Raw genomic sequence first — 23,717 nt, 5'->3', positions numbered from 1 at the left:
ACGTGGATTTCGACGCTCGTTCAGAAATTGTCCGCCGTTCGTCCACCGATTGGCCAGATATTCAGTTGTTTCGTTCGCCGTAACCAGCAAGGATTAGTGGTTGCTCTAAATATTCACCAGTGAACATGGACAATCCGACAACGGCGATTTCGAGAGGTGGACGCGATGGGCAGTGACCTGGTTCCCGGCGAAGTCGAGCCGGGCGAGGGCACAGTACGAATCAACGAGGGTCGCGAGACGGCCACGGTGTCGGTCGCGAACACGGGCGACCGGCCCGTGCAGGTCGGCTCGCACTTCCACTTCTTCGAGGTCAACCGGGCGCTGGCGTTCGACCGCGAGGCGGCGTTCGGGATGCGGCTGGACGTGCCGGCGGGCACCGCTGTCCGGTTCGAGCCCGGCGACGAGCGCGAAGTCGATCTCGTGGCCTACGGCGGGAAACAGCGCGTCACCGGCCACAACGGTCTGACCGACGGCGCGACCAGCGACGGCGAGGCCGGCGACGCGCTGACCCGGGCACGGGAGCGCGGCTTCGCCGATACCGGGGCCGAGTCCGACGCCGACAGGAGTGGTGCGGACAGGGAGGCGACGGAATGAAGGACGTATCCAGACGCCAGTACACGGACCTGTACGGCCCGACGGAGGGCTCGCGGGTTCGACTGGGAGACACCGAGTTGTTCGCAGAGGTCACCGACGACCTCGGGACGCCCGGCGACGAGGCGGTCTTCGGCGGCGGGAAGACGCTCCGCGACGGCATGGGGATGGCCAGCGGCGTCACGGCCGCGGAGGGCGCACTGGACTGGGTACTGACGAACGCGGTCGTGATCGACCCCGTGCTCGGCATCGTCTCGGCCGACGTGGGGATCAAGGACGGCGAGATAGCCGGCGTCGGGAAGGCGGGCAACCCGGACACGATGGACGGCGTGGACATGGTGGTCGGTCCCGCGACGGACGTGTACAACGCCGAGGGAATGATCGCCACCCCCGGCGGCCTCGACATTCACATCCACTTCAACGCGGAGAACCTGTACGAACACGCCCTCACGTCGGGCATCACGACGATGATCGGCGGCGGGTACGGCGGCGGCGCGACCACGTGTACGACCGGGCCGACGAACATCGAGCGCTTCCTGCAGGCGGCCGACGAGTGGCCCGTCAACGTCGGCTTCTACGGGAAGGGCAACGCGAGCGACCCCGAACCGCTCCGCGAGCAGGTCGAAGCCGGAGCCGTCGGCCTGAAGATGCACGAGGACTGGGGTTCGACACCCGAAGTGATCGACACCTGCCTCTCGGTCGCCGAGGAGATGGACGTGCAGACGGCGATCCACACGGACACGCTCAACGAGTCGGGCTTCGTCGAGGACACGTTCGACGCCATCGACGGCCGGACGATGCACATGTTCCACATCGAGGGGGCCGGCGGCGGCCACGCCCCGGACATCATCGAACTCGTCGGGGAACCCAACGCGCTCCCCTCGTCGACGAACCCCTCGATGCCGTTCACGGAGAACACCGTCGACGAACACCTGGACATGGTGATGGTCTGTCACCACCTCGACGACGACGTGCCCGAAGACGTTGCCTTCGCGGAGTCGCGCATCCGGGCGGAGACGCTGGCCGCCGAAGACGTGCTCCACGACCTCGGTGCTGTTTCGATCATGACCTCCGACTCGATGGCGATGGGCCGGATGGCCGAAGTCATCGCCCGCACCTGGCAGACCGCGGACAAGATGAAACGCCAGCGCGGCCCCCTGCCCGGCGACGAGGGGACCGACAACGACAACGACCGCATCCTGCGCTATCTCGCCAAGTACACCATCAACCCGGCGATCACGGCGGGTATCGACGAGTACGTCGGCTCGCTGGAACCCGGGAAAGTCGCGGACGTGGCGCTGTGGGACCCCGCCTTTTTCGGCATCAAGCCCTCGATGGTGTTCAAGAGCGGCTTCCCGGTCGTGTCGAGCATGGGCGAGGCCAACGGGTCGCTGATGACCTGCGAGCCCATCGTCCAGCGCGAGCGGGCGGGGGCCGTCGGGAAGGCGAAACACGAACTCTCGCTCTCCTTCGTCAGCGAGGCCGCCGCCGAGCGCGGCGTCGGCGAGGCGTACGGCCTCGACAGCCGGGTCGTCCCGATCTCGGGCACCCGGACGGCCGCCAAGTCGGACATGGTGCGCAACGACTACTGTCCCGACGACATCGACGTGGACCCCGAGACGTTCGAGGTGACCGTCGACGACGACGTGATCAGCTGTGAACCCGCCGAAGAAATTCCGCTGGCCCAGCGGTACATGCTCTAATCATGAAACTCACACCCAAAGAACGCGAACGGTTGACGATCTTCATGGCCGCAGAGCTCGCACGACGCCGCCGGGAGCGCGGCGTGAAGCTGAACCACCCCGAGTCCGTCGCGCTCATCTCGGACTGGGCCTGTGAACGCGCCCGCGAGGGGATGGGCGTCGCCGAGATTCGCTCGGCGGCACAGGCCCTGCTCACCGAGGAGGACGTGATGGAGGGCGTCCCCGAGATGATCGACACGGTGCAGGTCGAACCGACGTTCCCCGACGGGACCAAACTCGTGACCATCCACGACCCGATCCGGTTCGAGACGGCCGAGCAGGCAGAGGAGATGGGGCTGGCCGGTAACGGTGAGGGGAGCGCATGAGCCGGCAGGTCGCCACCGTCGGCATCGGCGGGCCGGTCGGCTCCGGAAAGACCTCGCTGGTCCGGGCGCTGGTCCCGCGACTGCGCGAGGAGGGCCTGCAGGTCGGCGTCATCGCCAACGACATCCTCACACAGGAGGACGCGGACGTGCTCCGGGACTCGTTCGCGGGCCTGATCCCGCCGGAACTGGTCGCCGGCGTCGAGACGGGGGCCTGTCCCCACACCGGCATCCGGGAGGACCCGTCGATGAACCTGGAACAGATCGACCGGTTCCTCGAGATCGAACCCGATCTCGATCTCGTCTTGCTGGAGAGCGGCGGAGACAACCTCGCGGCCACGTTCAACCCGGAACTGGCCGACTACTTCCTGTACGTCATCTCGACGGCCGAGGGCGACGACATCCCCCGCAAGCGCGGGCCGGGCGTCACGGAGGCCGACCTGCTGGTGATCAACAAGACCGACCTGGCACCCCACGTCGGGGCCGACCTGGACCTGATGCTCGACGACGCCGAGGCAGTCCGGGACGGGCCCGTGGTCACCACCAACTGCAAGGCCGAAGATGGAATCGACGAGGTGGCCGCGGAGATCCAGGGCCAGGTGTTGTTCGCCTGAGATGGCCGCCACGAGCCCACAGGACGCCTTCGAGGCGTACGCGGCCGAGCGACTCCCCCCGGCGGCCGACGGGGCGGTCGGCAAGGAGGGGCGGCTGGACGCGACCTTCGCCAGCGTCGGCGGGGAGACGCGGCTGGTACAGGACTACGCGACCGTCCCCTTCCACCTGACCGGCGGACTGGACCACGACGAGGCCATGCCCGACCTGTCGACGGTGTACCTCCAGTCGCCGACCGGTGCGGTGGCGCAGGGCGACCGCCACGACCTCTCGGTGACGGTCGGCGAGGGCGCACAGGCCCACGTCACGACCGGGAACGCGACGAAGGTCCACGGCATGGAGCGCAATTACGGCCGCGTGGACGTGGCCCTCTCGGTCGCCGAAGACGGCTATCTGGAGTACCTGCCGGAGCCGACGATCCTGCACGCGGACGCCCGCTACCGCGGCGAGACGACGCTCTCGGTGGCCGACGGTGCGAGCGCCATCGTCGGCGAGGTCGTCGTGCCGGGACGGCTGGCCCGGGACGAGGCCTTCGAGTTCGAACGCGCGTACACGCGCTTGCAGGTACGTGGCCCGGAGGGGTTGCTGTTCGAGGACGCGACCGACCTGCACCCGGCAGAGCGCGACCCGCGGCGGCCCGGCGTGATGGGTGACCACGACGTGCTGGGGACGCTGTACGTCGTCGGCGACGCCGCGTCCGATCCGCTGCACGAGCGCGTCGCCGACGCGACGACCGCCCGGGCCGGCGCGACCGCGCTCCCGAACGACGCGGGCGTGATGGTCCGCGCGCTGGGCGAGCGGGCGGCCGTTTCGGGCGCGCTCGACGCCGCCTGGGACGCGGCCCGCCGGACGCTCGTCGGGGCCCCGGCACCCGAACGGAGGAAGGACTGATGCTGGTCAGCGAATCCGTCCTCGGAAACGTCGAGGACGACGCCGACCTGCGGGCGGCGGTCGAAGGGCGTCCCCAGGAGGAGGTCGAGCGGGTCGTGCTGGACGAGCGCGAGCGCCGCCGCTCGCGGATCAGGACGACGACGGACGCGGGCACCGAGATCGGTGTCGTGGTCGAGGACGAGCGCGGTCTCGAACCGGGAGACGTGCTGGTGAACGACGACGAACGGATCGTCCTCGTGGAGTTCGCCGACCGCGAGGCGCTCGTCGTCGCCTTCGAGGGTGGCGACGCCGCGGCGATGGCCCGGGCGGCTGAGTTGGGCCACGCCATCGGCAACCGTCACCGCGATCTGGCCGTCAGAGACGGTGAAGTGCTGATCGCGCTCGAAGCGGACGGCGACCGGACCGTCGAGACGGTCACGGCGATGGTGCCGGAGGGGACCGAAACCCGACGCGAACGGGTCGACCCCACGCTGTTCGACGGCGCTGGTGCGACCGACCCCGACCACGATCACGGGCACGCCCACGACCACGGGAGCGACGGCCACACCCACGGGCCGGGGACCCACGATCACGCACCCGGCTCGGGCATCCGGACACTGGACGGGGCGCGCCCGGACGAGGAGGGCGACGGATGACCGGGGAGTCCGCGGTGGACGAGGCGCCGGTCGCGGCGCTGCAGTTCGCGGACTCGTTTCTCCCGGCGGGGTCGTTCACGACCTCCTACGGGGTCGAGCAGTTCGTGGCGGCCGACGAGATTACGGACGCCGACGACCTGCAGGCGCTCGTCGAGACCTACCTCGACCGGCAGGTCGGGCCCTGTGACATGGTGGTCGTCGCGGCGGCCCACGACGCGGCGAGCGACGGCGATCACGACGAACTCCGGCGGGTCGACCGGCGGTGTTCGGCGGCGCAGTTGCCCGCGGAGTTCCGCGAGAGTTCGACCCGGACCGGCGGGCAGTTGCTCTCGCTGGTGGCCGAGACCGAGGACGCCCCGTTCCTGGCGGCCTACGACGAGACCGTGGAAGCCGGGGACGCCCCGGGCAACTACGCGGCCGTCCTCGGTGCGGTTGCCGCCTGCACCGGGATGACCGCGCGCCAGGCGGCCATGGTCCAGGGGTACTCGTTCGTCACGGACCTCGTGGCGGCGGCCCAGCGCGTCCTCCGGATCGGGCACACCGATGTCCAGCGGATCGTCACCGAGAGCCGCCCCGCCATCGTCGCCGCGTGGGAGGCGAACGAGGACCGGAGTGTCGACGAGTTGAGCCCGTTCGCACCGCTGGTCGACGTGCTGTCGGCGGAACACGAGCGGGCCGAGCGCCGACTGTTCCTCAGTTGAACCGACCTCGTGGACCCCACACCCCGCAGAAGATTTTACATTCGTCGTCTCAGGGCGAAATCAGAGGCCGTTTCGACAAAAATTCCGCCACCGTGTTCGTTCTGATTCGACGAACATCCGGACTGTGGTGACCGAACGCTGTATCAGGATAAATCATGAAGGTTTATACTACTGGGAGTCACATGGTGAAACGAAGACGACGGAGCTACTATGACCCGGCCTCGATCCAACGAAATCGACCCGATGGTGCCCGAACTCGCAGCCGCGACCGACCGGACCGACAGTGGGGGCCGCGTAGCGTCCGACGGGGGCGTCGCCCGTGCCGCGGAGGCGGACGCGCCGCTCGTGCCCGACCTCACCTGAGTTGGTGGGTGGACTCTTTTCGGTCGTCGCAGGACCGAGAGCCTCGCCGCTACCGCTGGAACGGGCCGGTTGTAGAGCGAATCTCGATTCGCAAGCACAACCTTTGATTACCCGGTCGCTGTAGCCGAATGCATGGGGTCTGATGGGAACGACACCGACGAGGATGGGGGGCCGTTCAGGGCGACGTGGAATCCGGAGGATCCGGACTCGCTGACCGGCGCCATCGTCAACACGGTCGCCGAAGCGCGCGGCGTCGACGGGATGGAACTCTCCGAACTACTCAACGACGTCCTCGACCCGGACGCGCTGGCCCGCGTGCTCGCGTCGGGGTCCGGAACGGTCACCGTGACGTTCACGCTGGACGGACAGTCGGTGACGGTCGACAGCGAGGGCGCCGTCATCGTCGAACCGGCGGCGGAGTGAGTCCGGGCGACGCGAGCCAGTTTTCCCGCGGCGATCACAGGGCCCGTCGCGGTCGTCTCGAAAACCGTTTACCGCCGGCCCGCTCTCGGGGCAGTATGGGACTGCTGGATCGGCTGGGAGCCGGTGACGGGCCAGTGCGGGTGGGTCTGTTCGTCGACGGCCCGAACGTCCTGCGTTCGGAGTTCGACGTGGACCTCGCGGATATCCGCGCCGTGGCCGGCGAGCGTGGCCGACTCGCCATCACGCGGCTCTACCTCGACGAGAACGCGACGCCAGGCCTGATCCAGGCCGCCGAGGCCAACGGCTTCGAGGTCGTCACGACCAGCGGCGACGTGGACGTGAAACTGGCCGTCGACGCGACCGCCGCGGCCGCCGAGGGCGACATCGACCTGCTCGCCATCGCCTCCCGCGACACCGACTTCAAGCCGGTCGTCGAGGCCGCCGCCCGCCGGGGGGTCGAGACCTTCGCCATCGCGCCCGGCGAGTACGGTCGGTCCGACGCGCTCCGCACCGCGGCCCACGACGCCGTGACGCTGGAGTGACGACGCCGCGCGTTACCCGGCGGGCAGGATGCCCGTGATCACGCCCGCGGATTCGAGGACGACCCAGGCGACGAAGACGACGTAGGCCAGCAGCAGGCTGTACGACTCCGGCTGTGTGAGCGAGAGGTCGGTCCGGAGGACGGTAAAGAGGTGGATGGTCGCCAGCGTGAGGACGGCGAACATCGGGACGGCCATCGCGAAGTTGATCGACGCCGACCCGACGATGAGGACGCCGACCGGGATGGCCACGAGCAGGTCGAAGGTGTTCGAGCCGAGGACGTTCGCGATGGAGGCGACGCCGCGGTCGTCCTGTGCCGCCCGGATACTCACCAGCGCGTCGGGGAGACTCGTCGCCGCGGCGATGATCGTCACGCCCATGATGAACTCCGGGACACCCAGCGCGGCCCCGATCAGGTCGACGGAGTGGACCAGTCGCTCGACGGCGATCAGGATCACCACGAGCCCGGCCGCCAGAAAGCCCCACTCCTTGCGAACTTCGATATCCTCGATCCCGTCGGTGTCGGCCTCGTAGTCGCCGGTGTCCTGCATCTGGATGAAGATGTACAGGCCGTAGAGTCCGATGGGGATCAGTGCGAGCGGGCGAGTCACGAAGCCGGCGAGTTCCGGCGCACCCGCCGTGTTGTCGGGGTAGTAGATCACCGCCAGCGCGAACGTGATCACCAGCACCGAGACCGCGAGCATGTAGAACTGGGCCTCCTTGTAGACCAGCGTCCGGTTGGCCTCGATCTGGTCGTCCTTGGCGATGCCCGACAGCGCGGGGATCACGAGGATGTTGAAGATGGCCGACCCGACGATGGCCCCGACGCCGAGTTCGATGGAGCCGGTCAGGATGGCGGCGAACACGACGGAGGCGAGTTCCGGGAAACTGGACCCGACGGCGGTGACGATGGCCCCCTGCACCACGAGGGGCAGGCCGTAGTACGTCGAGAGTTCCTCGCTGGCGTCTTCGAGCCAGCCGCTACCGATCCAGATGGCACCCGTCGCCACGACGATGATCCCGATGTCGACCAGTGAGACGCCGGCCTCGCTCATCGGATTGAATCTCAGCCAGCGGACACAAAGGAATTCCGGAGGGGGTGTCAGGAGCGATACATTGACACGGGGAGCAGTTGCCCGAGACGAACGGTTTTTGCGCCGGGCGCGACCAGAGAGCGTATGGACGACCTCGACACGCCGGTACTGGACGATCACCTGCATCTGGACCCGGTCAACGGACGCAACACCGAGGCCGTCGAGGAGTTCGCCGACCACGGCGGGACGCACCTGCTCGTGCTGAACAAGCCCTCCTGGGGGCTCGGCGTCGAGGTCTCCGACGCCGAGGACTTCCGGGAGGTGTTCGATCTGACTGTGGAGGCAGTCGAGGACGCCACCGAGGTACTGGACGGGCGGGCCTGGCCCGTCCTCGGGGTTCACCCGGCACTGATCTCCCAGTTACTGGATCGGGGCTACGAGCCCGACGAGGCCCGCGACCTGATGCAGGCAGGGCTGGACGTGGCCGCCGAGTACGTCGCCGAGGGGCCGGCGCTGGCGATCAAATCCGGTCGGCCCCACTACGACGTGGACGAGGCGGTCTGGGCGGCCTCGAACGACGTGATGAAACACGCCTTCGAACTGGGCGGGGAGGTCGGCTGTGCCGTCCAGTTGCACACGGAGGGCGGCGAGGACTTCACCGAGGTCGCCGAGTGGGCCGAGGACCGCGGCCTCCCGCGCGAGCGCGTGGTGAAACACTACTCCGGGGGCCGGATGGAGGGCCCCGTCCCGAGCGTCCTCGCCGACAAGGACGAACTCGAAGTCGCAGTCGAGCGCGGCGAGCCGTTCATGATGGAGACGGACTTCATCGACGACCCGGACCGGCCGGGCGCGGTGCTGGGGCCGAAGACCGTGCCCCGCCGCGTGCGCTGGCTGCTGGAGGACGGCCACGACGAGGCGATCCGCAACGCCCACGTCGAGACGCCGGCACGGGTGTACGGCATCGACACCGAGGCGACGCTGGAGTGAGCGGGTGTTCGTAGCGGCTCCTGCGTGATGGGGCGTGAGAGACTCGATTTCGTCGGATTCGAGCGTTCCAGGTGGAGTCGAGCGGGGTGTGTTGACCTCGAAGTCTTTAACCCCGGCCGTACATAGGGGCAGGTATGAGCGATAGCGACCCGCCGGGGACGTTTTACACCGAGGAGCGGTGGCAAAACTGGATCGAGCGGATCGACGAGGAAGATATCGACCCGGAAGACGAGGACTCCGCGCGGCTCCTGCTCAACCTGCAAGACGACACGGCAATCGCGGTCGCGAAGATCATCACGGCCTACGAGGACGGGCATATCGAGGAAGAAGAAGCCCGCGAGAAGCTCGCGGACATCCGGGAGATCGTCCTCTCGGAGGTCCAGCTGGACGACGAGGAGAAGCTGATGCTCGTCGACGGCGTCCAGACCTCCCTCGTCTGCGTGTTCTACGCGGCAGAGGAGTACGTCGCCGGCGGCGTCGCCGACGACGGGAGCATCGAGGAGTACGTCCGCGCGGCCGCCGACGCCGAGGCCGAGGAGGACCCCGACGCGGCGCTCGGCTACTGCGCGCAGGCCGGCACCCGGATCATCGACGGCGACGAACTGTCGATGGAACTGGCCGAGGAACTGGAGTTCGGGCTGGTGGCCGAGTGGGTCAACGGGCTGGACAGCCTCCAGACGGCGATGAGCGACCCCGAAGTCGTCGAAGAGGACGAGGACTGAGGAGACGCGGGCCGGACAGACGGGGGCGTGGCGTCGACCCATCGATATTGTGACCTGACCTGGCCGCTATATATTTGGGCGGTGGACGCAAAGTCCGCGTGATATGGGTGTCCGGGACGACGAGCGCGCACAGTCCATCCAGATCGGGGCCGTGTTGCTGTTCGGGGCCCTGATCCTGGCCTTTGCATCCTACCAGGCGTTCATCGTCCCGGAACAGAACCGGAACGTCGAATTCTCACACAACCAGCAGGTCCAACAGCAACTCCAGGAGTTACGCAACGGAATCGTCTCGATCACCGGCGACGGCGACGGGCGGTCCGTGACGATCCCGCTGGGGACGACCTATCCCGACAGAGCCGTCGCGGTCAACCCGGGTCCGGTGACGGGGACCCTCCGGACGGTCGGGACGACCGACGACGGGGTGAACGCGTCCATCGCCAACGCGACGACGGGCGGCGAGACCGGCGACTTCTGGAACGGGACGACTCGCAATCTGACCACGGGAGCGCTCGCCTACGAACCCAACTACAACGTCCTCGACAGCGCGGGGACGACGTGGTACGAGAACAGCGTGCTGTACAGCCGCTACCGGGAGGGCGTCCAGCCCGCGACCGGCCAGCGGCTGATCAGTGGTTCCCGGCTGACCCTGGTGGCGCTGAACGGCTCGCTGTCGGTGACGCGCTCGGGGGCGGCCACGGTCGACGTGGGCGCACTCAGCGCCAGCACGCGTCGCGTCGCAGTCACGAACACGACCGGTGAACGGGTCGTCGTCACCGTGCCGACGCGGCTGAACCAGTCGACGTGGGAGACGTTGCTCGAACCCGAACGGGTCGCGCAGGGCGGGCACGTCGCGGCCGTCGACGTGGTGTCCGGACCGGGAGAGTTCCGGGAGTTGCGACTCGGGCTGGAGCAGGACGTGACCTACCAGCTCCAGCTCGCGCGAGCGGGCGTCGGAACGCGTACCCAGCGGCCCGAGGCCAGTTACCTGACGACGGTCTCCGGCGACGGCGAGAGCGTGGCCGAGGCGGGCTCCCAGCGGGTCGTCGTCGAGGTTCGCGACCGGTTCAACAACCCCGTCAGCGGGGTCCGGGTCGACGCGAACACGAGCCGGGACGACTCGGTGGTCCGGCCGCGCAACGACACGACAGACGAGGAGGGGCGGGCGGTGTTCACCTACCGCGCGCCCGACGACGTGAACGGGGGGCCGAAAGCGGACGCGCTCAACGCCAGCCTCGCGCTGGACCCGGCCGCGACGACGGGATTCGACGCGACGACGCCCGAGAACGTCTCCGTGGCGCTGACGGTCCGGAACACGGACGGGAGCGGGACCAGCAGTGGGGGCGGCGGCGCGTACACGGTCAGCTGGCGGACTCCCGGCGGACAGCAGGGCGTGACCTGTAGCGGCGGGAGTTGCGACGTGAACGCCTCGAAGTCGGGGACCGTGTTGCTGACGATGGAGACGAACCCGACGGCCGACGACGCGGCCGTGGAGTACACGCTGAGCGACGGCACTGTGGGTGTGCTCAACACCACGAGCGGGCAGACCAACGCCAGCGGCGCGGATACCGTCGGATTCGACGCACTGACGACGGGCGACGTGAGCGCGTTCACCACGAGCGGCGGGAGCGGCGACGAACTGCCCCTGACCGTGACCGAGGTGCCGGACTGCAACCCCGTGTTGAGCGAGAGCTTCGAGAGCGGGACCCTCCCCTCGGGGTGGACGTACACGCAGGTCACGTCGCCGGGTGACGGTGGCGTCAACGACGACACGAGCAACTCGGGACAGTACTCGGCGTTCGTCTCTCAGGAGGCCGGCTACGTCCGGTCGGCGACGGCCGACACGACCGACTGTAGCTCCGTGACCGTGGAGGCCTGGGTCCGGAAGGGCGGTAGCTTCAGCGAACCACCCGAATCGGGCGAGGATCTCTATCTCCAGTACCAGGCCGCCGACGACAGCTGGAACACCATCGCGTTCTACGAGCCCGAGGACTACGCCGACGGCGAGTCGTTCACGGTGAGCGAGTCGATCACGGACCCCCAGGCCGCCCACGCCGACTTCCGGCTCAGATGGTACCTGATCGACGGCAGCGGCAGCGGGTACGACTTCTGGCACTTCGACGACGTGTCGGTGGACGGGTCCTGAGATGACCGGGCGCACGCACCACCGCGGCGACGACCACCCGTTCCGGGCCGACAGACGGGGCCAGGCGATCCAGGTCGGGGCGGTCCTCCTGCTCGCGGCTATCGTCATCAGCCTCGCGACCTACCAGGCGTTCGTCGTCCCCCAGGAGAACCGCGAGGTCGAGTTCGATCACAGCAAGCAGGTGGCCGATCAGCTGTCGGAGTTGCGCTCGGACCTGCTCGCGACGGGGCTGGACGGGAGCAACCGGGCGACGACGGTCCAGTTGGGCGTGCGCTACCCGAGTCGGCTGTTCGCGATCAATCCCGGTCCAGCCGTCGGGTCGCTCCGGACGGTCGGGACGACAGACGACGCGATCAACGTCTCGGTCCTGAACGCGACGACGGGCGGCGAGACCGGCGACTTCTGGAACGGAACCACCCACAATCTGACGACGGGAGCGCTCGTCTACGACCCGGATTACAGTCGCTATCGCACGGCCCCGCGAGTGATCTACGAGAACAGCGTGCTGTACGCCAGCCGCGATCAGGGCAATGCGACGCTGTCGGGCCAGCGCCTGGTCCGGGACGACCGCATCACGCTCGTCACGCTCAACGGGTCACTCGGTGCGTCGCGGACGGGCGCACTGACGGTGGATCTCCAGCCGGCGAGCGCGGCGGTGCGAACGGTCGACGTGAGGGCCCCCGACGCCGACAGCAACGTGACCGTGACGGTCCCGACCCTGCTCTCGGAGGATCGGTGGGACGACCTGCTCGCTGCCGAACGCGTCGGTTCGGGCGGCCACGTCACCGAGGTCGCGGTCGAAGCGGTCCCGAACCGGCGGTTCGACCGGCTCCGGGTGGAACTCGCGAAGGGCCAGGGGTACGACCTCCGGCTCGCCCGGGTCGGCGTCGGCTCGGGCGTCGAGAACCCGGGGCCGGCCTACCTCACGAACGTGAGCGCGACGCCGACGGCGTTCGAGGGTGAGACGGCCCGGGTCGTCGTCGAGGTGCGCGACCGGTTCGACAACCCGGTCAGCGGCGTGACGCTCCGGGCGGCGACCGACCGGGGCGACTCGGCACTGCAGTCGTCCACGGCGACGAGCGACGCCGACGGCCGGGCGGCGTTCACCTACGAGGCACCCGACAGTCTGGGGAGCGACGGGACAGATTCGGTGGACGTGAGCTTCGCGGTCGATCCGGCCAGCGGGACCTTCGACGCGACGACGCCACGGAACGTCTCCGTGCCGGTCACGCTGCGGAGCGCCGGCGGCGAGGACGTGCCCTACCAGGTGGAGTGGCAGGACCCGTCCGGACAGCCGGGCGTCGACCAGCCCTGCTCGGCCGACCAGTGTCTGATCGACGGCACCGAGTCCGAGACGGTGACGCTGACGATGGCGACCGACCCCACGGTCGGTGGCGCGGACGTGCGCTACGCGGTCAACGACACGACCGTCGGGACGGTCCAGCGAGCGACCGGCGAGACCGACGCGAACGGCCGGAACCAGACGGTCCTGGAGGTCGACAGGAACGGCGGACTCCGTGTGTACACCTGGAGCGGCGCGGCCGGGGACGCCCTCCAGTTGAACGTCACCGGGTTCAACGGGTTCAGCAGCGTCGACGCGACCTCGATTCTGCCCTACGGGAACGAGCAGGTCCAGTTGATCGCGTTCACGCCGAACGCGGACCTCCCGAGCGGCGAGTCGGTCACGGTCGACCTGAGTGCGGCCCAGCGGAGTTCACCGCGCCAGGTCGAGTACGGCTCCGCCGGGGCGTCGGTGAGCCAGGGCGGCGGGAGCGCCGGGTTCAACGCGCAGAACTCCGACAGCGCGACGGTCGTCTACACCCCGCCCTCGGGCGGACTGGCGCAGGGCCAGACGGCGGTCGTCCGGATCACCAGCATCCGCGCGGGGACGCCCTCGAACCAGAACGGCCCCTACACCGTCTCGATCAGTCGGAGCGACGGGAACTCCGTCGGGACGCCGTTCGACGTGGCCGTCGACACCGGCACGTCCGAACTGCGGAGCCTGAGTGCGTCGGACCTGACCCAGGGCGAGAGCAGTACCACCCAGACGATTTCGTTCACGCCCGATACGGACCTCAACGGCGACGAGGTCGTCACCATCGACCTCAGCGATCCCCAGGACGGGACCGGCGGGAACCAGCAGGTCGACTACACGAACGGCGGCGCGTCGGTGGCCGGCGGCTCCCCCGGCAGTGTGAACCTCAACCAGCAAAACGCCAACAACGTGACGCTGAACTACGTCACGCCCGACAGCGGAGTGAGCGCCGGCACGACGATCACCGTGGAGTTCACCGGCGTCCAGACCGGGTCCGGCAGCGGCGCTCGCGGGACCTACACGGTCGGCTTCAGCCGCGAGGACGCCGACACCCGGAGTACGACCTTCGAGGTGACGAACCCCGGCGGCGGCGGCGGTGGCCCACCCGGCGGTGGCGGCCCACCCTGATGGAGACACCAGTGAACGGCGGGCATCGACGACCGAGGCGGACCGAACCTCTTTGGCTCGGGGATAAGTAGGAAAGTCAGGATGTCGTCCCGTCAGCGCGCCCAGTCGGAAGTCATCGGGGTGACGCTGTTGATCGGCGTGGTGGTGATCCTGGTCGGGATCGCGACCGTGTTCGTCCTCGGCGGCGGGGGCGGCGGCGACGAGCCGCTCGCGGACCTGCAGTTCGAGGCCACCGCCGAGAACGTCTCGATCACACACGTCGGCGGGGACGCGGTTCCGGTCGGAGAACTCCGCCTGCTCGTGCGGGGCGGCGGGTCGAACGGCCGGTTCACCGTCGACGCGGCGAACCTCAGCGGCGGGGACGACGAGTTCGGGCTCGGGGACTCGATAACGCGAGCCCACGGTGTGACGAGCGAGACGTTCGAGGTCCTGCTGGTTCACGAGCCGACCAACGCCATTCTCGGACGGGACGCGCTGAACGTGCCCGACCCCGGCGAACCGTCGGCCAGCTTCACCTACGTCCCGGGTACTCCCCAGCCGGGGGAGACGGTGACCTTCGACGCGGGCGGGTCGCGCGCGCCCAACGGGACGATCACCAGCTACGAGTGGGACTTCGACGACGGGACCGTCACGTCGACGGGGAGTTCGACCATCGACCACTCCTTCGCCAGCGAGGGCGAGTACAACGTCACGCTGACGGTGACGACCGACGCGGGGAAGACGGCCGTGACTAACCGGACGGTCAGCGTGACGACGCCGGTCGTCTTCGCGGTCAACTCCGGCGGGCCGTCGTACACCGCCGGCGACGGCACGCAGTACCAGGCCGACACGCAGTTCACGGGCGGGAGTACCTTCACCAGCGGCGACCCGATCTCGGGGACGACCGACGACACGCTCTACCAGTCCGAACGCTACGGCGACTTCAGCTACGACGTGCCCGTCTCCGACGGGGAGTATCGGGTGACGTTCAAGCTGGCCGAGATCTACTGGACCAGCGACGGCCAGCGCCAGTTCGACGTGTCTCTGGAGGGCACGGAGCGAATCTCGAACCTCGACATCCACAGCCAGGTGGGTCACGACGCGGCGCTGGATCTGACCCGCACGGTGACGGTCACCGACGGAACCCTCAACATCGAGTTCAGCACGGACGTGGACAACGCCAAGTCGAGCGCGATCAAGGTCGAACGGATCGGGGACGCACCGAGTCCCGCGAGCCTGTCCTGGGACACGGCGAGCGACTGGGACGGGGCGACGAGCGAGAACGCCGTCGTCCACGAGGGGTACGGCGACCGGACGGCCGGTGCGGTGGAACTGGGCTATCCCGGCGACGGGAGCCGCTGGGACGGCGCGCCGCTGGCGTTCTGGCCGTTCGACGAGGACAGCGGGTCCACCGTTGCCGACGTGACGGGCAACGGGAACGACGGGACGGTCCAGGGCGCGACGCTCGGTCAAGGCGGTATCCTGGGGACGACGGCGATCCAGTTCGACGGGACCGACGACTACGTCTCGGGCGCGACGGACATCACGGCCCTCCGGGAGACGGCCTCGATCTCGGCGTGGATTCGGACGACCCAGGGCGGCAACGACACGCCGTGGGTGGCCCCCGGCATCACGGGCGTCGAGAGCAACGGCGACGGCGACGACATCTTCTGGGGCTTCATCGACGGCTCGGGCAACATCGCCATCCAGACGGGCAACGACGCGACCGCGCGGAGTTCGTCGCCGGTCAACGACGGCACCTGGCACCACGTCGTCCTGACGCGGGAGTCGTCCTCCGGCGAGATTCAGGTGTACGTCGACGGCACCCTCGACGACACGGCCACGTCGCGCACCGGGACGATCACCAACACGTTCGACAGCATCGGGCGGATCGAGGACACCGGCGGGACGCCGGAGTACTTCGACGGCCGGATCGAGGAACTACGCGTCTACGACAGCGTCCTCTCCAGCGGGGCCGTCTCGGACCTGTACGCCGCGGGCAGTTCCGGATCGCTCACGACGGGCCAGAAGACGTTCGCCACGGCGCGGGACCCGGCGAATCTCCAGTTGACGAACGTCGCCGCCACGCTCCCCGCGGGCACCGGCATCGACGTGACGGTCGAGTCCGACCCCGACGGCGACGGAACCTTCGAGGAGACCAGCGACGCGATCACGCTCGACGGGAGCGGCGGTCCCTACGACGTGACCGGGCTGTCGAGTCCGAGCGGGACGTTCAGACTCGTCGTCCAGTCCACGACGAGTTCGCCGACCGAGAGCCCGTCGCTGGACCGGGCCGATCTGACCGCGAGTCCGTGAGCGACGCCCGCCGTGGTTTCGACATCTGTCGATAGTTTAGTCGACAATATATTATAGGGCGTTCACGGAGATGTAGGTATGACAGCGGTCGGCATCGACGCCGTGGAGATCAGGACGGGGAAGCTGGAACTGGACCTGGCGGAGACGTTCGCGCCCGCGAAGGGCGAGTCGCCGGAGAAGTACACGAAGGGCCTGGGCCTCCATTCGAGTTCGTTCCCGGACACGTACGAGGACATCGTGACGATGGGCGCGAACGCGGCCCACCGGCTGATGGAGCGCAAGGGGCTCGAACCCGACGACATCGGCCGGATCGACGTGGCCACCGAGAGCGCCTTCGACAACTCCAAACCGGTCTCGACGTACATCGCGGGCTGTCTGGAGCAGGTGTACGACGGCGACTTCCACCACGCCAACAAGGGCGAACGGAAGTTCGCGTGCGTGGCGGGCACCCAGAGCATCGACGACGCGTACAACTGGATTCGCGCGGGCCGGAATCGCGGCCGGAAGGCCATCGTCGTCGCGACCGACACGGCGCTGTACGCCCGCGGCGACCCGGGCGAGGCGACCCAGGGCGCGGGCGCAGTCGCGCTGTTGATCAGCGAGGACCCGGATCTGGTCGAACTGTCGCCCGAGCAGGGCTTCGGCAGTGCCGACGAGACGGACTTCCTGAAACCCAACCAGCAGTTCCCCTCGGTGGACGGGAAGCGGTCGGTGCAGGTGTACCTCGCGCGGATGCGCGAGGCCGTCGAGGACTTCGAGTCGGTCTGGGGCGAGATCGAGCCGGGTGACTTCACGCTCGTCCCGTTCCACACGCCGTTCCCGGGGATGGTTCGGAAGGCCGCACTGCTTGGCTTCCGACACATGACCCGGAACACGGGTATCGAGGAGGAACTGGCCGGGGAGATCGGTCGCCAGCCCCGACAGGAGGCGTTCGACGACGAGGACGCGTTCCGGGACGCCATCAGCGAGTACACGGACAAACTCAAAGAGACCGACACCTACGCCGAGTGGTACGACGACGTGATCGAACCCACGCTCACCATCTCCCGGCAGGTCGGGAACTGGTACACCGGCTCGGTCCACGTCGCCCGCATCAGTGGTCTCAAGCAGGCCCTGGAGGCCGGCGAGGACCTGACCGGCGAGCGGCTGCTGGTCGGCTCTTACGGCAGTGGCGCACAGGCGGAGATCCACGCCGAGACCGTCCAGCCCGGCTGGGAGGACGAAATCGCCGAACTGAACGTCGACGAACAGCTCGAATCGCGGTACTCCATCTCCTTCGAGGAGTACGAACACATCCACGACGTACACAACCACGACACCGACACCCAGGCCGACGCCGAGGAGTTCACGACGCCCGACGAGGAGTTCGTCTTCGACGGGTGGGGCCGCATGGGCGAACGGAAGTATCGCTACGTGGAGTGAACGGGTTGGCTCTCGTATCGCGACAGCTGTAACGAACCGTTACGAGCGGTCGTTTTCGAACCTGATACGGCCAATCCGTCAATCGAGCGCCACTATCGGCAGATTCTATCAAATTTCGTCGTCCAGTCGAAAGTATTGATAACGATAAAATTAACGAGGGATTCAAATCGGATGGGGGACAACTCCGGGGTATGGCACATCCAGCGGAGAGCGCGTTCGTGGGCGCGATCATCGGCCTGGTCACGGCACTGATCGCGTTCCCGACGCGGGTCGGTCGATTGCTCGCGCCGGCGGGCGGAGCCGTCGTCGAGGGAATCCGCTGGGCCAGCGAGACGCTCCCCTACTGGGCGTTCATCCTGACCGTCTTCCTCGGGACGATGATCGTCGCCGTGGTCGTCGCCTACGAGTTCGCCAGAGTCGGCTACGCCGCGGTCCGGCGGGCCGGGCCCCGGACGAAACGCATCGTCCGCTTCGTCACGCCGAACACACCGATCGGCAAAGCGGCTTTCGCCTTCTGTTTCACCATCCTCTTTCTCATCGGCTCGGTCTGGGCGCTCCCGTACGTGATCGGCGACCTCGGCGAGAACAGCGCCGTCAGCAACGCCGGCAACTTCACCAGCGGGGACGACCCCAAGAGCGCGCTCGAAGACGCCAACGACCGCATGAACGACGTTCTCTCCGGCGACGTTGCGACCCAGGGCGGTGCCGAGGGCGCGAGCGACGACGAACGCGCCTACGACCGACCCCGGCCCGACAGCGACGGCGACCGGCTGAAGGATAGCTGGGAGCGAGCGGGCGAGACACCCGGCGGCGCGGAACTGCCCAACGCCGACCCCGACCGCATGGACCTGTACGTCCAGTTCGACTACGGCAGTTACACCCACCCGCTCTCCCAGCGTGAACGGCAGGCACTCAAACAGGTCTGGGCGGACATGCCCGTTCGGAACCCCGACGGCTCGACCGGTATCACCCTCCACATCGACGACGAGCGCGACGACGGATACGGCGGCGCCATCGGTGCCGAAGTCTCGGTCTCCGGCGAGCGCGTCGAAGACGTCCACCAGTACTACACGGCCCGGAACCTCGGGCCGCGGCGCTGTCGCTACCACCAGATCGTCGTCGGTGAGGTCCGCGGTGGCAGTCAGGTCGGCTTCGCCAGCGCCCCCGGCTTCGGCGGCGTCGTCGACGACGAACGCCGCGCCTACGACGGCGACGTTCCCTTCCGCGTCCACGTCATCACCCACGAACTCCTCCACAACGTCGTCGGCGAAGTCGACGGCAAGACCCACACCAGCGAGGGCTGGCTCTCCCCGACCGTCGACGCCGACGAGGCCTTCCTCTCCGACGCCGCGAGAGCGGAACTGAACGACGGCCTGGCCGGGTCGGGGTACTACCAGCAGAACCTCTGCTAACCCACCTTTTTCCACCTCGGGTTCGCGCCGAGGGCGCGAACCACTCGGTGCAAAAACGTGGGCGAAAAAGCGGGACTCGCGCGCCGCGCGAGTCCCGTGATACCCGCGAGTAACCGCAGGGGGCGAGCGTGAGCTTGACAGAGCGCTGCTCTGTCAGTGGTGAAAAAAGCGCGAGCGCCTCCGGCGCTCGCGGGGAACCGCGGCGTCGTCCGAGAGAGCAACGCTCTCTCGTGATCACGAAAGGCGCTCCGCGCCTTTCGAACGCCTTCGCGCCGCGGATGCTGGTGGCAATTTGGGTTACCGCTGTCACACGCCGAACTGGAACCAGTCCGTCGCTGGCAACCCTGAAATGGTGAATCCAGCGCGTGCGACTCGGAACGGGCGAGCGGACCCACGCCGCATCGTCTGCCCGTTGCATCGCGACCGAGTAGGAAGCTTGAGGGAGCCGACGGGCGAGTGGACACCCATGAGTCCGACCGTCCACGAGATCCAGAACGCGATTCGAGCGGCGACCGGTCGCTTCGAGCGGGAGGTCGACGCGTCGTTCACGAAGGAGGAGTTGCAGGCGATCTGTGCGGCGCTCGGGGTCGCCGTCGACGACGCCGAGCGGCCGTCGACGACGCGGATGCGCCGACGAATCCGGGCGCAGGTGGGGATCGCGGAGTCGCCGGAGGTAGCGGACGACTCCACGTTCCGGAAGGCCGACCTCGAGGCGATCGCCGACGCGGTCGGGGCGTCCGTCGAGTCGTAACCGCAGTCTCCGATCAGTCCTCTCAGGGCAACTCGCGCATCCCGTCGAGCATCGTCGGCAGGTCCGTCGTCGTCACGGCCAGCGAGAACCCGTCGATGCGAGCCAGTCGCGGCGCGTGCTCCCAGAGGCTGTCCTCGTCCAGTCCGTGGAGGACGATGGCGTTGGGCGTCGGTGTGACGACACGCATCGCGACCAGCGGTGACTCCCCGCGCGTGACGTTCGTGAAGACCAGCGCCCGGTTCGTGGACTGCCCGTAGAGCCGGTAGAACTCCTCGCTGGAGAGGCGGGTGATCGCCTCGATGCTGTCGATGACGGTGTGGCCGGCGACGGTCGCCTGCGCACCCTCGACGATCTCGGTCGCGTCGATGGCGTCGTAGTACCGGTCTATCGGGATCGTCGCCGGGTACTCCCGGAGGTCGTGGACGATCTCGCTGTCGAACCCCGCCGAGAGCACCCGCGCGTGCTGGCGGATGCGCCCGCCGCCGCGGGCCTCGTCGATGTCCAGCAACGCGCCGACGATGCGGTCGACGACGCCGATGCCGGGGCTCTGCCGGCGGCCGCTCTCGTAGTCGGAGATCACGGAGGAGGAGACCTCCAGCGTGTCGGCCAGTTCGGTCTGGGACACGTCGAAGTCGGTCCGCCACTTCCGGAGGGTCGCCCCCGGGTCGTCGCTGAGCGTGATCTCGCCGGCGATCTTCTCGGCGAGTTCACGGCGTGGCCCACGTCCCATGTCGCCAGTGGACGCACTCGACGACTTTAACGTATCGGCACAGCAGAGAGGTCCACCGGAAGGGATTTGCCCGGACGCTCCCTGAACACCGCTATGCCATCGACGGTGGTGCACCTCGCCTTCGCGGGCATCCTCGCCGCCGCCGTACTCGGTGACGCCTTCTCCCGCCGAAGCCTCGCCGTCGTGTTCGCCGTCGTGATATTCGCCGATCTGGACGTGTTCGTCGGGTTAGCGGTCCCGGGCGCTCACCGTGCGGCATTCCACACGCTCCTGTTACCCGCGGTCGCCGGCGGCCTGCTGTACTACGACCTGCGCCGGGACCGGCCGTGGCTCACCGGACGATTCGGCGAGCAGGCACCACGCGTCGCCTGGGTGTCACTGCTCGCGTTCACGTTCGCCGCAGTGGGTCTCGACCTGTTCACCCACTGGGGCGCGAACCCGTTCTATCCCCTGCACGATCAGTTCTACTCCATCGGTGGGACGCTGGAGTACTCCACCCAGCGCGGGCTGGTCCAGACGTTCGTCGAGATCGGTACCGATCCGGTCGGCGACGGAACTGGAACGCGGGCGCTGGGGACGACCGAGAACTACCACGTCAACAGCGGCGTCGACCCGACCGCCGGAAAGGAGCCCGAAACCGTCGACCGGGTGTTCCCCGTCGCCCAGTCGGGCTGGCAACTCCTCCTCGTGCTGACGAGCCCCGTCGTCCTGTGGGCCCGTGCCAGTCAGGACTGAGTGGCGAAGGCGGCGACACTTCCCAGCGCACCGAAGACAGCAGGGTAGATCAAGCCCGCCAGGACGGCCGCCAGGAGAAGGTCCGGACCCGCCGAGGAACCGTTAGTCTGGACCTGGATCAGGAAGCCCACGATCACCGCCAGGGGCAGATAGCCCGCGACGACGGTGGCACCGGCCGCGGCCGCGTCGCCGACGTCCTGTTCACCCGGCGTCCGGCGGCCGACAGCCAGACCCGCACCGAACAGCAAGACGACAGGGACCACGTACAGGATCGCGGAGAACGCGTCGACCTGTGCGATGAAGTTGACCGTGTCGGACCCGCCGATGAACGGGATGTTCACGTCCACGACCGTCGAGACGAAGTGGGCGTTGTAGAACACCCACCCGACCGCCTGGTAGGTCAGGTCTTCCCCACCGAGGGCCTGAAAGACCTGGTTCACGGCCGATTCGCGAACGTCACTGCCGACCAGCAGGTACGTGAAGACGTAGCCGAGCAGGTACGCGCCCGCGCCGGCTATCGCGCCTGTTCCCAGCGGCAGCCCACCGATCCGATCGGAGCTCATATCTTTCACCTCGTCGGTCCAGGGAAAGTACCTTGTGGCGCCACCTTTTTCGCGCGCCGGATGCAGGCCCGTAGATGCCAGTGCGTACAAATCCGAGAGCCCCCGCTCCGCAACCCCTAAACGCGGTCCGTTCGTCCTCCCGACAATGAGTGACTGGACCGAGAAATACCGCCCGTCGACGCTCTCTGAGGTCCGGGGCAACGACAAGGCCCGCGACGCCCTGAAGGAGTGGGGGCGGACCTGGGACGAACACGGGGAGGCGGCCATCCTGCACGGGAGTCCCGGGATCGGGAAGACCTCCGCGGCCCACGCGCTGGCCAACGACATGGGCTGGGACACCGTCGAACTCAACGCCAGCGACTCCCGGACCAAAGACGACATCGAGCGCCTGGCCGGGCGTGCCTCCAAGAACACGACGCTGGGCGGCTCCGGCAAACAGCTCATCATCGTCGACGAGGCCGACAACTTCCACGGCAACGTCGACCGCGGTGGCTCCAAAGCGGTCACGTCTATCGTCAAGGAGGCCGGCCAGCCGGTCGTCCTCATCGCCAACGACTTCTACGAGATGTCCAACACCCTCCGGAACGCCTGCCGGGAGATCGAGTTCCGCGACATCTCCGCGCGCTCTATCGTTCCCGTCCTCCGGGACGTGTGCCGCCAGGAGGACATCGAGTTCGAGGACGAGGCCCTAGAGTCCATCGCCGAGTCCAACAGCGGCGACCTCCGGGGCGCGATCAACGACCTGCAGGCCCTCGCCCAGGGTCGCACGGAACTCCGGGCCGAGGACGTGATGACCGGCGAACGCGACCGGACCAACGGCGTCTTCGACTACCTCGACACCGTCATCAAGAAAGCCGACGCCGAGGAGGCGCTGAAAGCCTCCTACGACGTGGACGAGACGCCCGACGACCTCATCAACTGGATCGAGGACAACATGCCCAAAGACTACGAGGGCCGGGAGCTGGCCCGGGCGTACGACTTCCTGGCCAACGCCGACCGCTGGCTCGGGCGAGTGCGGGCGACCCAGAACTACTCCTACTGGCGCTACGCCGGCGACAACATGACCGCCGGCGTCGCCGCCGCCCGCGACGGCGAGAAGGGGGGCTGGACCCGCTACGGCCCGCCGAGTTACTGGTCGAAACTCGGCCGCTCACGGGGCACGCGGGAGAAACGCGACTACGTGGCCCGCAAGATCGCCGAGAATCTGGGCGTGAGCATGGCCACCGCCCGCCGGGAAGTCATCCCGCACCTGGCGGCGATGACCCACCACTGCAAGAACCGCGAACTCACCGTGGCGATGACCGCCCGCTACGATCTGGAGGCCGAACACGTCGCCTTCGTCACCGGCTCGGGCAAGGACACGAACAAGGTCCAGGACATCGTCGCGGATGCGCAGCAACTCCGGGAGGAAGCCGCCGTCGAACACTCCGGCGGTGCGTTCGAGGGCGGTCGCGCTGGGGCTGTCGGCGAGGAGGAAGCGAGCGAGGACGCCGCCGACGGCGACGACGGTGACGAGAGCGACGACGGCGACGGCCAGGCGACGCTCACTGCGAGCGCCGGGGCCGACGAGAGCGACGACGACACCGGCGAGGCGGAGTCGGCCGACGAAGACGCGAGCGCGGACGATCAGCAGTCGGGACTCGGCGAGTTCATGTAGCG

The 23,717-nt window shown here is 68.2% G+C and carries 23 protein-coding genes; 20 read left to right on the top strand and 3 right to left on the bottom strand.

All coding sequences use genetic code 11. The features are described from left to right. Positions 1-165: 165 nt before the first annotated feature. The 10 genes from ACOZ4N_RS01775 to ACOZ4N_RS01730 all read left to right on the top strand — a co-directional run bounded on the left by ACOZ4N_RS01775 (position 166) and on the right by ACOZ4N_RS01730 (position 6,823). Positions 166-594, top strand: coding sequence for an urease subunit beta (locus ACOZ4N_RS01775; protein ID WP_424018207.1), 429 nt, complete (start codon positions 166-168; stop codon positions 592-594). Continuing rightward, complete coding sequence (gene ureC, locus ACOZ4N_RS01770) at positions 591-2,294, top strand: urease subunit alpha (protein WP_424018206.1); 1,704 nt, start codon at positions 591-593, stop codon at positions 2,292-2,294. The genes ACOZ4N_RS01775 and ureC overlap by 4 nt, the downstream gene beginning before the upstream one ends. A gap of 2 nt (positions 2,295-2,296) precedes the next feature. Next, positions 2,297-2,659: an urease subunit gamma gene (locus tag ACOZ4N_RS01765; RefSeq protein ID WP_424018205.1), complete on the top strand. Its 363-nt coding sequence runs from the start codon at positions 2,297-2,299 to the stop codon at positions 2,657-2,659. Beyond that, entirely contained in the window at positions 2,656-3,270 is a 615-nt protein-coding gene (ureG, locus tag ACOZ4N_RS01760) for an urease accessory protein UreG (protein WP_424018204.1), read from the top strand. Before ACOZ4N_RS01765 ends, ureG begins: the two co-directional genes overlap by 4 nt. A 1-nt stretch (position 3,271) precedes the next feature. After that, positions 3,272-4,159, top strand: coding sequence for an urease accessory protein UreD (locus ACOZ4N_RS01755; RefSeq protein WP_424018203.1), 888 nt, complete (start codon positions 3,272-3,274; stop codon positions 4,157-4,159). Next, entirely contained in the window at positions 4,159-4,794 is a 636-nt protein-coding gene (locus ACOZ4N_RS01750; protein ID WP_424018202.1) for an urease accessory protein UreE, read from the top strand. The genes ACOZ4N_RS01755 and ACOZ4N_RS01750 overlap by 1 nt, the downstream gene beginning before the upstream one ends. Next, the gene (locus ACOZ4N_RS01745) at positions 4,791-5,495 is read left to right on the top strand and encodes an urease accessory protein UreF (RefSeq protein ID WP_424018201.1); all 705 of its coding nucleotides are present in this window, start codon (positions 4,791-4,793) and stop codon (positions 5,493-5,495) included. The genes ACOZ4N_RS01750 and ACOZ4N_RS01745 overlap by 4 nt, the downstream gene beginning before the upstream one ends. 210 nt (positions 5,496-5,705) lie before the next feature. Beyond that, positions 5,706-5,858: a hypothetical protein gene (locus ACOZ4N_RS01740; RefSeq protein WP_175452846.1), complete on the top strand. Its 153-nt coding sequence runs from the start codon at positions 5,706-5,708 to the stop codon at positions 5,856-5,858. A 132-nt stretch (positions 5,859-5,990) separates the two neighbouring features. Beyond that, on the top strand, positions 5,991-6,281 hold the full coding sequence (locus tag ACOZ4N_RS01735) for a HalOD1 output domain-containing protein (RefSeq protein WP_424018200.1): 291 nt from the start codon (positions 5,991-5,993) through the stop codon (positions 6,279-6,281). A 95-nt stretch (positions 6,282-6,376) separates the two neighbouring features. Further along, positions 6,377-6,823, top strand: a complete 447-nt coding sequence (locus tag ACOZ4N_RS01730; RefSeq protein ID WP_424018199.1) for an NYN domain-containing protein — start codon at positions 6,377-6,379, stop codon at positions 6,821-6,823. Between the two features lie 12 nt (positions 6,824-6,835). Here the strand turns inward: ACOZ4N_RS01730 and ACOZ4N_RS01725 are convergent, their stop codons facing one another. Next, entirely contained in the window at positions 6,836-7,876 is a 1,041-nt protein-coding gene (locus tag ACOZ4N_RS01725) for a sodium:calcium antiporter (protein WP_424018198.1), read from the bottom strand. Between the two features lie 123 nt (positions 7,877-7,999). Here ACOZ4N_RS01725 and ACOZ4N_RS01720 point away from each other — a divergent pair, with 123 nt between their 5' ends. The 8 genes from ACOZ4N_RS01720 to ACOZ4N_RS01685 all read left to right on the top strand — a co-directional run bounded on the left by ACOZ4N_RS01720 (position 8,000) and on the right by ACOZ4N_RS01685 (position 20,030). Beyond that, positions 8,000-8,842, top strand: coding sequence for a TatD family hydrolase (locus ACOZ4N_RS01720; RefSeq protein WP_424018197.1), 843 nt, complete (start codon positions 8,000-8,002; stop codon positions 8,840-8,842). A 134-nt stretch (positions 8,843-8,976) separates the two neighbouring features. After that, positions 8,977-9,564, top strand: coding sequence for a DUF2150 family protein (locus tag ACOZ4N_RS01715; protein ID WP_424018196.1), 588 nt, complete (start codon positions 8,977-8,979; stop codon positions 9,562-9,564). A gap of 103 nt (positions 9,565-9,667) precedes the next feature. Next, positions 9,668-11,707, top strand: a complete 2,040-nt coding sequence (locus ACOZ4N_RS01710; RefSeq protein ID WP_424018195.1) for a hypothetical protein — start codon at positions 9,668-9,670, stop codon at positions 11,705-11,707. A gap of 1 nt (position 11,708) precedes the next feature. Continuing rightward, the gene (locus tag ACOZ4N_RS01705) at positions 11,709-14,150 is read left to right on the top strand and encodes a hypothetical protein (protein WP_424018194.1); all 2,442 of its coding nucleotides are present in this window, start codon (positions 11,709-11,711) and stop codon (positions 14,148-14,150) included. 81 nt (positions 14,151-14,231) lie between these two features. After that, positions 14,232-16,445 carry a malectin domain-containing carbohydrate-binding protein gene (locus ACOZ4N_RS01700; RefSeq protein ID WP_424018193.1) on the top strand — a complete coding sequence of 738 codons (2,214 nt, stop codon included), beginning with the start codon at positions 14,232-14,234 and terminating at the stop codon, positions 16,443-16,445. 78 nt (positions 16,446-16,523) lie between these two features. Then, entirely contained in the window at positions 16,524-17,867 is a 1,344-nt protein-coding gene (gene hmgB, locus ACOZ4N_RS01695; protein WP_424018192.1) for a hydroxymethylglutaryl-CoA synthase, read from the top strand. 191 nt (positions 17,868-18,058) lie between these two features. Continuing rightward, on the top strand, positions 18,059-19,279 hold the full coding sequence (locus ACOZ4N_RS01690) for a hypothetical protein (protein WP_424018191.1): 1,221 nt from the start codon (positions 18,059-18,061) through the stop codon (positions 19,277-19,279). Between the two features lie 466 nt (positions 19,280-19,745). After that, complete coding sequence (locus ACOZ4N_RS01685) at positions 19,746-20,030, top strand: hypothetical protein (RefSeq protein ID WP_424018190.1); 285 nt, start codon at positions 19,746-19,748, stop codon at positions 20,028-20,030. A 22-nt stretch (positions 20,031-20,052) separates the two neighbouring features. On the opposite strand, the gene ACOZ4N_RS01680 is transcribed toward ACOZ4N_RS01685, so the two are convergent. Continuing rightward, the gene (locus ACOZ4N_RS01680; RefSeq protein WP_424018189.1) at positions 20,053-20,760 is read right to left on the bottom strand and encodes a helix-turn-helix domain-containing protein; all 708 of its coding nucleotides are present in this window, start codon (positions 20,758-20,760) and stop codon (positions 20,053-20,055) included. 93 nt (positions 20,761-20,853) lie between these two features. Here ACOZ4N_RS01680 and ACOZ4N_RS01675 point away from each other — a divergent pair, with 93 nt between their 5' ends. Then, positions 20,854-21,495, top strand: coding sequence for a metal-dependent hydrolase (locus tag ACOZ4N_RS01675; RefSeq protein ID WP_424018188.1), 642 nt, complete (start codon positions 20,854-20,856; stop codon positions 21,493-21,495). Here the strand turns inward: ACOZ4N_RS01675 and ACOZ4N_RS01670 are convergent. Then, on the bottom strand, positions 21,486-22,058 hold the full coding sequence (locus ACOZ4N_RS01670; protein ID WP_424018187.1) for a hypothetical protein: 573 nt from the start codon (positions 22,056-22,058) through the stop codon (positions 21,486-21,488). The genes ACOZ4N_RS01675 and ACOZ4N_RS01670 overlap by 10 nt on opposite strands. A 145-nt stretch (positions 22,059-22,203) precedes the next feature. Here ACOZ4N_RS01670 and ACOZ4N_RS01665 point away from each other — a divergent pair, with 145 nt between their 5' ends. Continuing rightward, a complete protein-coding gene (locus ACOZ4N_RS01665; protein WP_424018186.1) occupies positions 22,204-23,715 on the top strand; it encodes a replication factor C large subunit in 1,512 nt (503 codons plus the stop codon). Positions 23,716-23,717 lie beyond the last annotated feature (2 nt).

Origin of the sequence: Halorientalis pallida (assembly GCF_049605515.1) — an archaeon.
Classification (GTDB): domain Archaea; phylum Halobacteriota; class Halobacteria; order Halobacteriales; family Haloarculaceae; genus Halorientalis; species Halorientalis pallida_A.
Note: the sequence above shows the minus strand (reverse complement) of the source record. Positions and strands in the feature narration are given on the sequence as shown.